The 15,369-nt window shown below is 73.2% G+C and carries 14 protein-coding genes; 5 read left to right on the forward strand and 9 right to left on the reverse strand.

Features of this window, described 5'->3' with window-relative positions; translation table 11 throughout:
- Positions 1–48: 48 nt before the first annotated feature.
- The 6 genes from ABZ234_RS05090 to nucS all read right to left on the reverse strand — a co-directional run bounded on the left by ABZ234_RS05090 (position 49) and on the right by nucS (position 5,361).
- Positions 49–738, reverse strand: coding sequence for a DUF1707 domain-containing protein (locus ABZ234_RS05090; protein WP_267946330.1), 690 nt, complete (start codon positions 736–738; stop codon positions 49–51).
- A gap of 84 nt (positions 739–822) precedes the next feature.
- Positions 823–1,458 (reverse strand): response regulator transcription factor, encoded by a 636-nt coding sequence (locus ABZ234_RS05095; RefSeq protein WP_267946329.1) that lies wholly within the window; start codon positions 1,456–1,458, stop codon positions 823–825.
- A complete protein-coding gene (locus tag ABZ234_RS05100) occupies positions 1,455–2,804 on the reverse strand; it encodes a sensor histidine kinase (protein WP_355011085.1) in 1,350 nt (449 codons plus the stop codon). Before ABZ234_RS05100 ends, ABZ234_RS05095 begins: the two co-directional genes overlap by 4 nt.
- Positions 2,780–3,637, reverse strand: coding sequence for an ABC transporter permease (locus tag ABZ234_RS05105; RefSeq protein WP_355011086.1), 858 nt, complete (start codon positions 3,635–3,637; stop codon positions 2,780–2,782). Before ABZ234_RS05105 ends, ABZ234_RS05100 begins: the two co-directional genes overlap by 25 nt.
- The gene (locus ABZ234_RS05110) at positions 3,634–4,509 is read right to left on the reverse strand and encodes an ABC transporter ATP-binding protein (protein ID WP_355011087.1); all 876 of its coding nucleotides are present in this window, start codon (positions 4,507–4,509) and stop codon (positions 3,634–3,636) included. Before ABZ234_RS05110 ends, ABZ234_RS05105 begins: the two co-directional genes overlap by 4 nt.
- Before the next feature lie 174 nt (positions 4,510–4,683).
- Positions 4,684–5,361, reverse strand: coding sequence for an endonuclease NucS (gene nucS, locus ABZ234_RS05115; RefSeq protein ID WP_267946325.1), 678 nt, complete (start codon positions 5,359–5,361; stop codon positions 4,684–4,686).
- Positions 5,362–5,600: 239 nt separating this feature from the next.
- Here nucS and ABZ234_RS05120 point away from each other — a divergent pair, with 239 nt between their 5' ends.
- From ABZ234_RS05120 to ABZ234_RS05130, 3 genes are all read left to right on the forward strand, one after another.
- Entirely contained in the window at positions 5,601–6,815 is a 1,215-nt protein-coding gene (locus ABZ234_RS05120) for a 3-hydroxybutyryl-CoA dehydrogenase (RefSeq protein WP_355011088.1), read from the forward strand.
- An 82-nt stretch (positions 6,816–6,897) separates the two neighbouring features.
- A complete protein-coding gene (locus tag ABZ234_RS05125; protein ID WP_267946323.1) occupies positions 6,898–7,227 on the forward strand; it encodes an ATP/GTP-binding protein in 330 nt (109 codons plus the stop codon).
- A gap of 132 nt (positions 7,228–7,359) precedes the next feature.
- Entirely contained in the window at positions 7,360–8,100 is a 741-nt protein-coding gene (locus ABZ234_RS05130) for an alpha/beta hydrolase (RefSeq protein WP_267946322.1), read from the forward strand.
- Between the two features lie 296 nt (positions 8,101–8,396).
- Here ABZ234_RS05130 and ABZ234_RS05135 read toward each other — a convergent pair whose 3' ends face one another.
- Positions 8,397–9,680: a DivIVA domain-containing protein gene (locus tag ABZ234_RS05135; RefSeq protein WP_267946321.1), complete on the reverse strand. Its 1,284-nt coding sequence runs from the start codon at positions 9,678–9,680 to the stop codon at positions 8,397–8,399.
- A 423-nt stretch (positions 9,681–10,103) separates the two neighbouring features.
- Positions 10,104–10,562: a methylmalonyl-CoA epimerase gene (gene mce / locus ABZ234_RS05140; protein WP_267946320.1), complete on the reverse strand. Its 459-nt coding sequence runs from the start codon at positions 10,560–10,562 to the stop codon at positions 10,104–10,106.
- 86 nt (positions 10,563–10,648) lie between these two features.
- On the opposite strand from mce, the gene ABZ234_RS05145 reads away from it, so the two are divergent.
- Positions 10,649–11,836: an acetyl-CoA C-acetyltransferase gene (locus ABZ234_RS05145; RefSeq protein ID WP_267946319.1), complete on the forward strand. Its 1,188-nt coding sequence runs from the start codon at positions 10,649–10,651 to the stop codon at positions 11,834–11,836.
- A 248-nt stretch (positions 11,837–12,084) separates the two neighbouring features.
- A complete protein-coding gene (gene meaB, locus ABZ234_RS05150) occupies positions 12,085–13,032 on the forward strand; it encodes a methylmalonyl Co-A mutase-associated GTPase MeaB (protein ID WP_355011089.1) in 948 nt (315 codons plus the stop codon).
- Positions 13,033–13,229: 197 nt separating this feature from the next.
- On the opposite strand, the gene ABZ234_RS05155 is transcribed toward meaB, so the two are convergent.
- A complete protein-coding gene (locus ABZ234_RS05155; RefSeq protein ID WP_355011090.1) occupies positions 13,230–15,179 on the reverse strand; it encodes a glycosyl hydrolase family 18 protein in 1,950 nt (649 codons plus the stop codon).
- Positions 15,180–15,369: the final 190 nt, after the last annotated feature.

Here is a 15,369-nt window from a genome sequence, read left to right on the forward strand (position 1 = left end):
GAGCCCCGGAGGGACCGATCGTCCAGCGGCCGGCCCCCGGGGCGCGGCTCAGTCCTCGTCGCCCCGGTCGCGCTTGCGCTGGTGCTTGCGCCGCTTGTAGACCACGCCCACGCCGGCCATGACCGCGAGGCCGCGGATGTGCACGATCGGCGCGTCCGGGTCCACCACGCTCGGCGGATCGCCGCCCTCGGTACCGAAGCCCCCCATGATCGGCAGCCCGTGGACGCGGACCTGGATGTCGTCGGGGACCTTGATCTCGATCCCGGCCATCACACAGCCGGTCCAGATCGTGGTCTCGCGGTGGACGAACCGCGCCTCGCGCAGGTCCAGTTCGACGCCGCCCATGAGGGCGAGCGCGAAGAAGTTCTTGGGGACCACCCACGCCCCGGCGCGGTCGGAGCCGCCCATCACGGCCACGGCGGCGGTACTGGTCGGGGTCGCCCGGGGGGTGACCCGGCCGCTGCCGTAGATCGGGCGGGGCGAGCGGAAGTCGCCGGAGACGGGGGTCAGGGAGGAGGGGCCGCCGTCGGTCGCGGGCAGGTCCTCCGTGAGGGGGACGAGCTCGCCGATGGTCTTGGCGCGGTAGACCGCGTCCAGGCGCTCGCTGTGCTCGTCCGGGTCCAGGCGGCCTTCGGCGAGGGCTTCGCGCAGGCGGTGCGCGACGGAGTCGCGGTCGGCGTCGGAAGCGCGCAGCCGACCGTGCTCGGGGGGATTGGCGTCGTTCATCGGGTCCACCATATGACGATTCTTCCCCGGCGGCACGCGCGTGCCATCCGGGAGGATCCCTGAGCCGACCCTGAAGCGCCCCTCCCTCCCCGGGAGTCACCGGTCCGGGAGCAGCCCGCGGCGGATCGCCCGGGAGACGGCCGCCGTGCGGTCGCCCACGCCGAGCTTGTCGTACACCCGCACCAGGTGGGTCTTCACCGTCGTCTGGCTGATGTGCAGGGCGCGGCCGATGGCCGCGTTGGTCCGACCCTCGGCGGCCAGGCGCAGCACCTCCGTCTCGCGGGGCGACAGGACGGCCGCGGGAGGGGCGGTCCGCTGCCGCATCCCGGACAGGAGCTTGCCCGCGACCCGGCCGGTGAGCACGGTCTCCCCGCGGGCCGCGGCGCGGACCGCGTCGGCCAGGGCCGCGCGAGGGGTGTCCTTGAGCAGGTAGCCGGTGGCGCCCGCCTCGACGGCCCGCAGGATGTCGCCGTCGGTGTCGTAGGTGGTGAGCACCAGGACGTGCGCGCCGGGGTGGTCGGCGGTGATGCGCTCGGTGGCCGAGACCCCGTCGCCGCCGGGCATGCGCAGGTCCATGAGGACGACGTCGGGGGAGAGCGCGGCGACTAGGGCCAGGGCCTCGGGTCCGGAGGCCGCGTCGCCGACCACGCTGAGGTCCGGCTCGGCGCCGAGCATGCCGCGGATCCCCTCGCGGACCACCGGGTGGTCGTCGACCAGCAGGACGCGGATCACGGTATGCGCTCCTCGTGTGTCTCATGGGAAGTGGGGCCGGTGAGGGTTCGGCCGGGGGCGGAGGCCCCCGCCGACGGGAGGGACATGCGGACGGTAGTGCCGGAACCGGGGACGGCCTCGACGTCCAGGGTCCCGCCCACACTCGCCGCCCGGTGCCCCATGTTGGCGAGACCGCGGCCCGCGGAGACCTCCCCGGGGACGAATCCGCGTCCGTCGTCGGAGACGGTCAGTTCGACGCACGCCTCCGTGTAGCCCAGGACCACCTCGACACGGCGGGCCCCGGAGTGCCTGCGCACGTTGGACAGTGCCTCCTGCGCGGTGCGCAGCAGGCAGATCTGCAGGTCGTTGGTGAGAGGCGCCGGGGAGCCCTCCACCCTGGAGTGCGCGGTGGCGGCGAGTTCGTCGCCGAGTCGCGCGGTGATCCTCGCCAGGACCGCCTCCAGGTCCCCGGCGGCGAAGGGCGCCGGCTGGCGCGCCGCCACCATCGCCCGCGCCTCCGCCAGGTTCTCCGCGGCGGTCTCGCGCATCAGCGCCAGGTGGCGGCGCGCGGTCGCGGGATCGGAGTCCAGCTCCGACTCCACCGCCTGGGTGAGGGCGACGATGCTGGTCAGCCCCTGCGCCAGGGTGTCGTGCATCTCGCGGGCGAGGCGTTCGCGCTCTGCCATGGCACCGGACTCCTCCGACAGCCTGACCGCCTCGGAGCGGCTCTCGCGGAGCTCGGCGATCAACTCGGACCGCTCGTAGCTCTGCTCCACGATCAGCTCGAACCACCGCCCGAACCACAGGGCGTATCCGACGATCGCGCCGTGGACCAGCGCGGTGACCAGGACCGTGTTCCACTCCTCCGTGCCGGCCAGCCCCCGTACCGGTCCCGGCAGCAGCAGGACGACCGCCACCGTGGGGACGGCCACCGCGGACCCGCACGTCATGAAGCAGAGCGGGGCGACGGCGATGAGCATGAAGGTCAGGTTCGGGTTGAGGAGCACCGCGGGCAGGATGCACAGGAGGAGGAGCGCGCTCAGCACCAGCGAGCGGGGCAGGTCCCAGTCGGAACCGTCCAGGAGGAGCAGCCTCCTGCCGTACGCGTAGTAGACGGCGATGACGCCCGCCGTCAGGGACGCGGGCAGCCAGCGCCCGTCCGGATCGCCGCTCACCAGGGCGAGCAGGACCATACCGAGCATCGTGCCGGTGAAGTACAGGTCCCACCAGCCGCCCAGGTCCCACGCGTGCCGCTCGCCGGCACCGGGGTCCTTCCCGACGGCGGGCCGCCCGTCGCCGTCCGCGCCCCGGTCCCGGTCGGCGACAGCCTCGGCCACGTCGCTCACCCGTCCCTTCGCGTCTTCCACCGGAACGTCACCAGTGTCAGGACCAAGCCCACCACACACCACGTGCCCAGGGCCAGGGCCACCTGGGGGAGGTCCCAGGAGCCGCCGGGCTCGAGGGCGGCCATCTCCTCGGGGAAGAACCCGGCCCGCATGCCCTGGGCCATCCACAGGAGGGGGAAGAGGCCCGCCGCGTCCACCACCCAGTCGGGCAGGGCCGCGACCGGCACGAAGACGCCCGACGTGAACTGCAGGACGAGGAAGGGCACGACCACCACGGCGGAGGCCGCCTGCGCGGACCGGGCCAGTGAGCTGACCGCGATCCCGAGGAGGGCGCACGAGACGGTGCCGAGGAGGAGGACCCACGCCAGGGTGGCCCACGACCCGGCGTCGGAGGGCAGCCGCGCGCCGAACCCCAGGACGGCGACGCCCAGCAGGAGGACCGTCTGGCCGAACGACAGGAAGGCCACCAGCACGGTCTTGCCGATGAAGTAGGCGCTCGGCGGCATCGGCGTGCCGCGCAGGCGGCGCAGCCCGCCGTTCTCGCGCTCACCGGCGATGCCGGTGCCCAGGAGCTGGAAGCTCACCGACATGAGGCCCATGGCGATCATGCCCGGCAGGTAGTGGTCGACGGCTGGCATGCCCATGTCGAACATGCCGTCGAAGACGGACGCGAACAGGACCAGGATCAGCGCGGGCAGGCTGAACGTGAAGACCAGGCTCTCCCACTCCCGGCTGAACGACCGGATCTCGACCCGTCCCCGGGACAGGCCGATCCGCAGGGCGCCGGGCAGCCGACGGGCGTGCCCCGGTCCGGAGGGGGCCGGCCCGGGGGCCGGCGCGGTGTCGGTGCTCATACGGTGCTCCTCCCGGCGGCCTCCGCGCCGCCGTCCTGTCCGATCAGTTCCAGGTAGGTCTCCTCCAGGGTGGGGCGGTGCACGCTCAGCCCCGGCACCTCGCCGCCGAAGCACGCGGACAGCTCGCCCACGAGCCGGGCCGGCTCGTCGGTGACGGTCTCGCGCCGACGCCCCTCGACGGTCCAGTGCACCGTGGCCCGGGCGGAGGCCCGTCCGCCCAGGGTGGCGGGATCGCCCAGGGCCCGGACCCTCCCGCGCGCGATCACGCACACGCGGTCGGCGAGTTCCTCCGCCTCCTCCAGGTAGTGGGTGGTCAGCACGATGCTGGTCCCCCCGTCGGCGAGCTCGCGGACGAGGGACCAGAAGTCCCTCCTGGCCTGCGGGTCGAACCCCGTGGTGGGCTCGTCCAGGAACAGGAGTTCGGGACGGCCCACGATGCCGAGGGCCACGTCCAGCCGGCGGCGCTGTCCGCCGGACAGGGAGGAGGGCAGCGCCTTGGCCTTCTCCGCCAGGCCGACCCGCTCGACCACCTCGTCGGGGTCGTGGCTCTCGGGGTAGTAGCCCGCGAAGTGGCGGACCAGGTCGCGTACCGGGAGCGCGGGGACCTGGGTCTCCTGCTGCCAGACGACGCCGATCCGCGACCGCCACACGCGCCCGGCCGTGCCCGGGTCCTCGCCGAGGACGCGGACGGCGCCCCCGTCCCTGCGCCGGAAGCCCTCCAGGATCTCGACGGTGGTGGACTTCCCCGCGCCGTTGGGGCCGAGGAACGAGAACACCTCGCCGCGGTGCACGGTCAGGTCGACGCCCGCCACGGCTGTGTCGTCCCCGTATCTCTTGGTGAGGCCGCGTACCTCGATCGCTTCTCCGCTCATGGGACCGACTCTTCCGGCACGGGGCCGCCGGGGGTATCGGCCGCCGGGCCGCCGGGGGTCCTCCGATCGGACGACAGCGGCGGGGCGGGCACGGCGGAGGCCCCCGGCGGGTGTCGCCGGGGGCCTCGGAGAGCCGGGTGGGGTCCGGCGCCGCGGGCGGCGGCCGGGAGGGGGTCAGAACAGGCGCAGGACGTCGGGCTCGATACCGCGCAGCGCGTCGTAGTCCAGCACCACGCAGGAGATGCCGCGGTCCTCGGCCAGGACGCGGGCCTGGGGTTTGATCTCCTGAGCCGCGAAGACGCCGCGCACGGGGGCGAGCTGCGGATCCCGGTTGAGCAGTTCCAGGTAGCGCGTGAGCTGCTCGACGCCGTCGATGTCGCCCCGGCGCTTCAGCTCGACGGCCACCGTGGCGTTGCCCGCGTCGCGGCACAGGATGTCGACCGGGCCGATCGCCGTCGGGAACTCGCGGCGGATGAGCGTGTAGCCCTCGCCCAGCGTGGTGATGTGCTCGGCGAGCAGTTCCTGGAGGTGGGCCTCGACGCCGTCCTTCTGGAGGCCGGGGTCCTTGCCGAGCTCGTGGGAGGTGTCGTGCATGACCTCCTCGACGGTCAGCACCAGCTTCTCGCCGGACTTGCCGTGGGTGACGGTCCACAGGTCCGGCCCGTCCTCGACGGTCTCCTCACGGAGCTTGCACGGCGGGTTCATCCAGTTCAGCGGTTTGAACGCCCGGTCGTCGGCGTGGATGGACACGCTCCCGTCGGCCTTGATGAGGATCAGCCGGGGAGCCATGGGCAGGTGTGCGGTGAGCCGGCCGACGTAGTCGACGCTGCACCGAGCGATGACGAGACGCACGAAACGCCACGTTACCGCCTCCGGCGGGCGGGCGGACCCGAACCGCCCTCCCGCCGGGAGCGGCCGCCCCGGACGGGTCCGGGGCCCTCCTCCCCGTGCCCGGGGCCGGACGCGGCCGGGGCGCGCCGGAGGCGGGGAGCGCCTCGGTGCCGGCGCTTCGGCGCCGCCCGCGGCACGCAGTGCCCGCCCGGGGCATCCCGTGCGCCGTCCACGGGGTCCCGCCCTTTAGTCTTGGGCGTATGGTGCAGGAATTTGACAAGGTCGGTGTCGTCGGACTCGGCGCGATGGGCGCGGGCATCGCAGAGGTGTTCGCCCGCGCGGGGTTCAACGTCATCGGGGTCGAGATCGACCAGGCCGCCGTCGACCGCGGCCGCAGCCACATGGACAAGTCCCTCTCGCGCGCGGTCAGCAAGGGCAAACTCACCGAGGAGGAACGCTCCGGGATCGACGCCCGCCTGACGTTCACCACCTCGCGGGAGGATCTCGCCGACGCGGACTTCGTCGTCGAGGCCGTCCCCGAGCGGATGGACGTCAAGAAGGACGTCTTCGCGGACCTGGACAGGATCTGTCCGCCCGGGACGATCCTGGCCACCAACACGTCGTCCCTGTCGGTCACCGAGATCGCGGCGCTCACCGGACGGCCCGAGAAGGTCGTCGGTCTGCACTTCTTCAACCCGGCGCCGGTCATGAAGCTGGTCGAGGTGATCACCACGGTGTCCACCGGCGAAGAGACCGTCGACGTGGTCACCGAGGTCGCCAAGCGCATCGGCAAGACGCCCGTGGCGGTCGGGGACCGTGCCGGGTTCGTCGCCAACGCACTGCTCGTGCCCTACATCAACGACGCCGTCCGCCTGTACGAGCGGGGGATCGCCACCCGCGCGGAGATCGACGCCGCCGCCCAGAAGGCCGCGGACCTGCCCATGGGGCCGCTCGCCCTCGCCGACCTGGTCGGCCTGGACGTGTGCCTCGCCGTCATGGACGTCCTGTGGGAGGAGAACCGCGACCCGCGCTTCACCGCCTCGCCGCTGCTGCGCCGCATGGTCGCCGCGGGACAGCTGGGCCGCAAGACCGGCCTGGGCTTCCACGAGGGCCGCTCCGAGGAGCCGGAGCCCCGGGCCGAGAGCCGCTACGCCGAGATGATCCGGGACGAGGAGACCCTCGACCTCGGGGAGATCCTCATCGCCCCGCAGATCGACGACGCCCTGCGCATGATCGGCGACGGTTACGCCTCGGCCAAGGACGTCGACACCGCGATGCGGTTCGGCTGCGGTTACCCCAAGGGTCCGACCGAGCTCCTGGCGGACCGCGGCGCGGAGTCCGTGGTCACCACCCTGATGGCGATGGGCGAGTACAGCCTGACCACGATCGCGGTGCCCGCACCGCTCCTGATGGACCAGCTGCCCGACGCCGAGGAGGGGCAGGGCCACGGCGGCGGCTGCGCCTGCCACGGCTGATCCGCTCCGGGCCCGCTCACGCAGTGGCCGCCGTCGCCGGTGTGACGGCGGCCACTGCTGTTTCTCTCCTACCCTTGACGGTGTGAGCCCGCGACGAAACTCCCCCCGCCGCAAACCCACCCGGGGCCGTGACTCCTCCGGTGGGGTCCCCGACGAGGACGCACTCATGCTGCGCGTCACCGGCGGGCAGCGCCGCGAGGCCGGCCCGGACGGGGAGTGGGTCACACGTCGTATCCCCGGGGCGTCCGCCGTCAAGGCCTACCGGTGCCCCGGCTGCGCGCAGGAGATCCCGTCCGGCATGCCCCACGTGGTGGCCTGGCGCCCCTACGGCGACGGCGGGGACCGGCGTCACTGGCACTCCTCCTGCTGGGACCGGCGTTCGCACCGCTCCCCCCGGGCCCCGCGCCGCTGAGCCCGGCCGCCCGGAGGACCCGCCCCCGGTCCGCCCCGCCCCGGCGCACACCCCGCCCCGGTCCGCCTCCCGCGGGCCCGCGTCGGCAGGCCCGCCGCGCGGGGCGCCCACCCACCCAGGAGACGAGGAGCCATGGAGATTCGAGCCACCACGGTGCTGCCCGCCGTGAGACGACCCATCACCCTGCACACCGCCGACGGCCTGGAGCTGGTCGGTGAGCTGGCCCTGCCCGAGGACCGGGCCCCGGTGGCCACGCTGGTGTGCCTGCACCCGCTGCCCACCGCCGAGGGCATGATGGACAGCCATGTCCTGCGCAAGGCGTCGTTCCGGCTCCCCGCACTGGCCGGCGTCGCGGTGCTCCGGTTCAACACGCGCGGCACAACGTCGCGCCACGGCACCAGCCAGGGCGAGTTCGGCGAGGGCGAGACCGAGCGCCACGACGTGGTCGCGGCCATCGAGTTCACGGAGTTCGAGGGCCTGCCCGAGCCCTGGCTGCTCGGCTGGTCCTTCGGCACCGAGCTGGCCCTCAAGTGGGGCGCAGACCCGCAGGTGCGGGGCGCCCTCCTGCTGTCCCCGCCGCTGCACCGCGCCGACGAGTCCGACATGGCGGCGTGGGCCGAGACCGGCAAGCCGGTGGTGGCCCTGGTCCCCGAGCACGACGACTACCTGCGCCCGGCCGAGGCCAGGGAGCGGTTCAAGCCGCTCACGCAGGCCGAGGTGATCGGTGTGGACGGGGCCAAGCACCTGTGGGTGGGCGAGCCGTACGTGCGCCGGGTGCTCGACGAGATCGTCAGAAGGGTCAGCCCGGAGGCGTACCCGCTGCCGACCGAGTGGGACGGCCCCTACGAGAAGGACGTCCGCACCCTCGCGTAGGAGCGGACCCCCGCGGGGGAGATGAGTCGTACGTCTCCCCGTGGAGGCGTTCTCGATCCCGGGGGCCTCTTGAGCCACATCGACCCCTGCGGCTGCTCCGGCCCCGGTGGTCACGTCGGCCTCGGCCCGCGCGGGCCCGGACGGACGGGCGGAACGTGCCGTCACCGTCGGCCGCGTGGCAGGTCACGGGCCTTCGACGGCGAAGGGCCCGCCTCCCCGGGGGGAGGCGGGCCCTTCCGTGCGCTCACCGGCTCCGCCCGGGGCGGGGACGCGGCGGCCGCGGTGCGGCCTGGGCGCTACTCCTGCCACCAGTCCTCGTCGTCGGCGCCCTTGCCGGAGTGCGCCGGCTGCTTGGTCTCCTCGGCCGCGGCGGGCTCCTGGTGGGCGATCGCGGCGGGGGCCGGGGCGGCGGGGGCGACCGGGGCCGGAGCCGGGGCGGCGCCGCCACCGAGCAGCTGGCGCAGCTGCTGGAGGTGCGACTGGATGCTGTCGCGCTGGCGGTTGAGCTCGTCGACCTCCTTGCGGGCGGCCGTCATGATCCGGTTGGCCTCGGCCTTGGCGTCGCTGAGCTGGTGCTCCGACTTCGACTTGGCCTCGGCCTCGATCTGCGAGGCGTTCTTCTTGGCGTTGCCGACCAGCTGCTTGGCGTGGTTCTCGGCGTCGCGGCGGGTCTGCTCCGCCTGCTGGCTCGCCTTGGTGGCGCGCTGCTCGGCGCTGGAGGCCCGCTCCTCCGCCTCGTTGACCATCTTCTGGGTGGCGGCCTGGGCGGCCGCCAGGCGCTCGGCGTCCTGGCGCTCGGCCTCGGCGCGGCGGTCGGCCAGCTGGAGCTCGAACTGGTCCTCGGTCTCGGTGCGGCGGGCCTCGGACTCGGCGAACGCGCGCTCGGCGTTCTTGCGCAGCTCCTCGGCCTGGCTCTTGGCCGACTGGATGGTCTCGTCGCGCTCGCGCTTGGCGGCGGCACGGGCCTGGGCGCACTCGCGCTCGGTGGTCGTGCGCAGCTTGGCGATCTCGCCCTCGAAGGTGGCGCGCTTCTCGGCGATCTCGTGGTCGACCGCGGAGCGCTTCTTCTGGACCTCGCGCTCGGTGGTGGAGGCCAGCTCGTCGGCCTCGCGGCGGGCCGTGGTGCTGATCTCCTCGGCCTCGGCCTCGGCGGTCTGCCGCAGCTCGTCGGCCTCGCGCTGGGCGAGGGTCCGGACCTCGGTGGCCTCGGACTCGGCGGCCGCGCGCATCTCGGCGGCCTCGATCTTGGCGGCCGAGCGGATGTCGTTGGCGTCGATCTGCGCGCTCTGGACCAGCTCGTTGGCCTGCTCCTCCGCGAGGCGCAGCAGCTCCTCGATCCGCGAGCCCAGGCCGGAGTAGGAGGGGCGCTCCCGCTCCTGGAGCTGACGGTTCTTGGAGGTGAGCTCGGCCTTGAACTTCTCGATCTGCTTGCTGTTCTGCTTGACCTCGTTGCGCAGGCCGTCCAGGTAGTCCGTCACCTGGGTGCGGTCATAGCCACGCAGCACCACGTCGAATTCGGGCGGGGTGTTGTCTTCGTCGAAGATGTTGTTGAGCTGGGTGTCAATGTTGTTTGACGGCATGTGGCGGAATCCTGAACGGGTGCGAGACGGCTAACTTGCAAACGGACCGGGGACGACATGGGGGCGGTGGCGCCGTCCCCGGTGGACGGGCGTGTCCGGAGGGGGTGTGCGAACCGGGGGGCGGTGGACCGGTGCGGCGGGCCCGGCAGCCCCTGACCGCCTCCGATGTCGTCCGCGTACGCCATGCCATCACGACACGGCGGCACGGTGTGACGGCCCACCCGGCTCGACCACCGGACTGCAAGACATGGACCAGCTCCGGAAAACACATCCGGCAGCTAGCCGACTTTATCAAGCGTGGAACCCCTGGGAAGAGGGTTTCGTGTAACTTCCGCCGGGGTCTGAGGTCAGCCGTGCGGCTGGAACTCAAGATGTGATGTGTCCGGAACGCCCTTGTGACGTCGTTTCGGAATCGCGTCCGCGTCAGTGCGCGGTTTGCACCAACTCCGTGAGCACGCCCCCGTTGTCCTTCGGATGGAGGAAGACGATCCTGGACCCGGCCGTCCCGGTGCGGGGCTCGGGGTTCAGCACACGCACCCCGCGTGCGCCGATCCCCTCGGCGCTCCGCGCGACGTCGGACGTGCCGAAGGCGATGTGGTGCACCCCCTCGCCGTTGCGTTCCAGGAACTTCGCGACCGGGGAGTCGTCGCGGGTGGGTTCGAGCAGTTGCAGATACGTGGCGCCCCCGTCGTCCGTGCCGTTGATCCGGAGCATCGCCTCGCGGACGCCCTGTTCCTCGTTCACCTCCTCGTGCTCCACCTCGAAGCCGTAGGTCCTCCTGTAGAACGCGATGGACGCGTCGAGGTCGCGGCACGCGATCCCCACGTGGTCGAGGCGGGTGAGGCCGGGGAACGCGCTGGCCGGGCCGGGTGCTTCGCCCATGTCGTGAACCTCCCGAGGGTCGAGGACGGCGGTGTGGGTATCGTTGCAGACCAGGTGCGTCACCCATCACTTGGAGGCCAGTTACGATGCCCGGTTCCGTCATCGTCGGTGGGGCGCGTACCCCCACCGGCAGACTCCTCGGCTCCCTCGCCGGGTTCTCCGCCGCCGATCTCGGCGGCTTCGCCGTCAAGGCCGCCCTGGAACGCGCGGGCATCAGCGGCGAACAGGTCGGATACGTGGTCATGGGACAGGTGCTCCAGGCCGGCGCCGGGCAGATCCCGTCGCGCCAGGCCGCCGTCAAGGCGGGCATCCCCATGAGCGTGCCGTCGGTGACGATCAACAAGGTCTGCCTGTCGGGCCTCGACGCGATCGCCCTCGCGGACCAGCTCATCTCCGCGGGCGAGTTCGACGTGGTGGTGGCCGGGGGCATGGAGTCCATGACCAACGCCCCGCACCTGCTCCCCAAGTCCCGCAAGGGCTACAAGTACGGGTCGATCGAGGTCCTGGACGCGACCGCGCACGACGGTCTGACCGACGCCTTCGAGGGCGACTCCATGGGCGCCTCCACGGAGCGGCACAACGCCAAGCTCGGCATCGGCCGCCGCGAGCAGGACGAGTTCTCGGCCCGCTCGCACCAGCGGGCCGCCGCAGCGGCGGAGGCGGGGTACTTCGACGCGGAGATCGTCCCCGTGGAGATCCCCCAGCGCAAGGGCGACCCGGTCGTGTTCGCCGCCGACGAGGGCGTGCGGCCCGGCACCACGGCGGAGGGGCTGGGCAAGCTGCGCCCGGCCTTCGACAGCGAGGGCACCATCACGGCGGGCTCGTCGTCCCAGATCTCCGACGGCGCCGCCGCGGTGGTCGTGATGAGCCGGGCCAGGGCGGAGGAGCTGGGCGTCCCGGTCCTCGCCGAGATCGGCGCCCACGGGAACGTCGCGGGCCCGGACAACTCGCTGCACTCCCAGCCGTCCAACGCGATCCGGCACGCGCTGGCCAAGGCCGGGAGGTCCGTGGAGGAGCTGGACCTGATCGAGATCAACGAGGCGTTCGCCGCGGTGGGCCTGCAGTCCATCAGGGACCTGGGCGTCTCCGAGGACATCGTCAACGTGAACGGCGGCGCGATCGCGATCGGCCACCCGATCGGCGCCTCCGGGGCCCGCATCGCGCTGCACCTGGTCAACGAGCTGCGCCGCCGCGGAGGCGGTTTCGGCGCCGCGGCCCTGTGCGGGGGCGGCGGCCAGGGCGACGCCCTGCTGTTCACGGTTCCCGCCGAGTAGCGCGCCCGGCCCCGGGCGCCCCGTGCGCCACAGGGGCCGGACGCCCGTCCCCCCGGCCCGCGCGCGGTCCCGGGCGACCCCCGGCCGCCCGCGTGGCGGATCCCGGCGGGGGCGGCGCGTCCGAAGACACTGTTCCGAAGACACACCGCGCCCGGGGGAGCCCCGGAGCGCGCGACGCACCCGACAGCGGCGGGGCGGGGGCCACGAGCCCTCGCCCCGTCCTGCTCCTGCCGACACCTAGGAGTCCCATGCACGCCCCCCAGCTGGTCGAACGGGTTCGGAAGGGTGACCGCCGGGCCCTGGCCCGCGCGATCACCCTCGTCGAGAACGGGGCCGAGGAACTGAGCGCGATCATGGCGGGCCTGGCCCCCGGCACCGGGCGCGCGAGGGTGGTCGGGTTCACCGGCTCGCCGGGCGTGGGCAAGTCCACGACCACGAACGCCGTCGTGCGCGCCGTGCGGGCCAAGGGCCTGACCGTGGCCGTCCTGGCGGTGGACCCCTCGTCCCCGTTCACGGGGGGCGCACTGCTCGGCGACCGCGTGCGGATGCAGGAGCACGCCACCGACCCGGGCGTCTACATCCGCTCCATGGCCAACAGGGGACACCTGGGCGGGCTGTCCTGGGCCACCCCCCACGCGCTGCGGGTGCTGGACGCCGCCGGGTTCGACGTGATCCTGGTCGAGACGGTGGGCGTGGGCCAGGCCGAGGTGGAGATCGCGGGCCGGGCCGACACGACCGTGGTGCTGTCCGCGCCCGGCATGGGGGACGCGGTGCAGGCGGCGAAGGCCGGTGTGCTGGAGGTGGCCGACGTGTTCGCCGTGAACAAGGCGGACCGGGACGGGGCGAGGGTGACCCTGCGCGAGCTGCGCCAGATGGTCGCGATGAAGGACCGCGCCGACGACGAGTGGAAGCCGCCGATCGTCATGACCGTCGCGGCGGAGGACGAGGGCGTCGCCGAGCTGTGGGAGCGGGTGGAGGAGCACTTCGCCCACCTGGAGGCGACCGGCGGGCTGGCCGTGCGCCGCCGGGCCCGGGCGAGGGCCGAGGTCCAGGCGATCGTGCTGGAGCGCCTGCGCTCCCGTCTGGGCGGCCTCGGGGAGGAGACCGGCCTGGACGCGCTCGCCCGGGAGGTGGCCGAGGGGCGGAGCGACCCGTACGCCGCTGCCGAGGTGCTGTTGGAGGAGCTCGGGGCGTAGGGCGTGCGGGGGTGCCCGCCCCGCCGTGCGGCGGTCGGGGCCGTCCGACACGGCCGGGCGCGGCCTCCGCGGCCGGGCGGCGTCGGTGGGGCGCCGCCCCGGGGGCGGCGACGGGGCCGCCGCGGACGGCTGTCCGCGACGGCCCCGCCCGGCCCCGGCCGGGGGGCGGGCCCTGTCGGGTCCGGTGCCGGCCGGGGTCAGTCGGCCAGCGCCGTGTCGATGGCGTTCATGAGGCTGCCGTTCGCGTCGTCGCCGTCGACGGACCAGATCATCACTCCGCCGAGGCCGTTGGCCTGGGCCCAGTCGGTCTTCTGGGCCATGGAGATCTCGTCGTCGTAGTTCCAGAAGGTGGAGCCGTTGTAGAGCCAGGCCGTCCCGGACGCGTCGTCACGGTGCAGCTGGTAGCCGGTCAGGTCCTTGAGCAGCTTCCAGTCCTGGATCCCCGCCTCGTAGCGGCCGGGGGCCGCTCCGGTGGCGGGCTGGAAGAGCCCGTCGCCGTTCGGCCCGGGGGAGACCCCGGTCCATCCGCGGCCGTAGAAGGGGACGCCGAGGACCATGTCGGCCGGGTCGACGCCGCGGTCGAGGTACGCCTGGACCGTGGTCTGCGTGGAGTAGACGTCGGGGCCGGGGTCGGCGGCGTCGGTCACGAGGTTCGACTGGTGGTTGGCGGTGTTCTCCCAGGCGCCGTGGTAGTCGTACCCCTGGACGGTGATGAAGTCGAAGTCGGCCATGAGCGGCTGCATCTCGAAGCCGAGGTCGATCTTCCTGGGGTCGGCCGGCATGAAGGAGGTCAGCTCGTAGGGACGGCCGGTCTCGGCGGTGAGGGCGTCCAGCTGGGTGCGGAACTCCGAGACGAGGGCGGTGAAGTTCTCCTTGTCCTCCGGGCGGATGGTGTTGTGCTCGTGCCCGGCCGAGCCGGGCCACTCCCAGTCGAGGTCGATGCCGTCGAAGACGCCCTCGGCGGAGCCGGGGCCGCCCGCGCCGTCGAAGAGCGGCAGGTTGCCGCGCAGGAACTGGTCGATGCAGGACGAGACCATGCGCTCCCGGGAGGCGGGGGTCAGGGCGGCGTCGGAGAAGTGCTCGGACCAGGTCCAGCCGCCGAGGGAGATGTTGACCTTCAGGTCGGGGTACATCTCCTTGAGCTTGAGGATCTGGTTGAAGTTGCCGCGCAGGGACTGGTTCCAGGTGTCGGCCGCGCCGTCGACGCTCTGGTCGGCGGTGAAGGAGCGCCCGTAGTCGGCCCAGGCGTCGCCCTGGCCGAGCTGGTTGGCCATGAAGCACTCGCCGTTGGCGTTGATGTTGCCGAACGCGTAGTTGATGTGGGTCAGCTTCTCGGCGGTGCCGGAGGTCTCCAGGTTCCGGACGAGGTAGCCCCGGTCGTAGATGCCCCACTGGGTGAAGTAGGCGACGCGGCGCTCCTGGGGAGGATCGGTGGGACCGCCCCCGGCGTCGGTGGTGGCCGTCACGGCCGCGGTCTCCGGCCCCCGGTTGTTGGAGCTGTCGTAGGCGCGCACCGTGAACGAGTGCTGTGTCGCGGGCGCCAGCCCGGTGACGGTCGCGGATTCGGTCGTGACGGCGCGGACGACCTGTCCGCCGGAGAGGACCTCGTAGCCCGTGACGGCGACGTCGTCCGTCGCCGCCTGCCATCCCAGGGTCACGGTGGTGGAGGTGGTGCCGGTGACGGTCAGCCCCGCCGGGGCGGTGGGCGGCTCGGTGTCGGGCGCGCCGGGCTCGCCGGAGCAGCTGTTGCCGTTGATCAGGCAGTTCACGGGGGCGGTGTCGCCGCCGCTGTGGGTGCCGTTGAACCCGATGGAGTAGCTGCCGCCGGCCGGGACGTCGGCGCCCCAGGAGGGCGGGGTGAGGGTGTGGGTCCCGCCGGACCGGGCCAGGGTGGCGTTCCACAGGGACGTGATGGCGGTGCCGGAGGGGAGCCCGAACTCGACGGACCAGTCGGTCAGGCGGGTGTCGGACGTGTTGGAGATGGTGATCTGTCCGCCGTAGCCGGTCTCCCAGCGGCTGGTCTCCACGTAGGTGACCGTGACGCCGGCGGTGTCCGCGGCGGCGGGGGTGGCGGACAGGGCGAGGGGGACGGCGATGACGGCGGCCACGAGTGCCGCGAGGCGGTTCCTGAGTCGTCGTGCTCTCACTGGTTGCTCCTGGAGCGTGAGCGGTGTGGGGGGTGCCGTTCGCCGTGGGAGTGTCTCGGGCGGCGCTCGGCCGGGGGTGTGCGCCCAGGGAGTGCGGTGATCGGAGCTGACAGGGACCGGGGCGGGGGTGCGCGTGAGCGGTGGCGTGTGCGTGGCAGGGGCATGGCGGGTCCTCCCGTGGGGTGGAGGA

Source organism: Nocardiopsis sp. NPDC006198, from assembly GCF_040613895.1.
GTDB classification, from domain to species: Bacteria; Actinomycetota; Actinomycetes; order Streptosporangiales; family Streptosporangiaceae; genus Nocardiopsis; species Nocardiopsis tropica.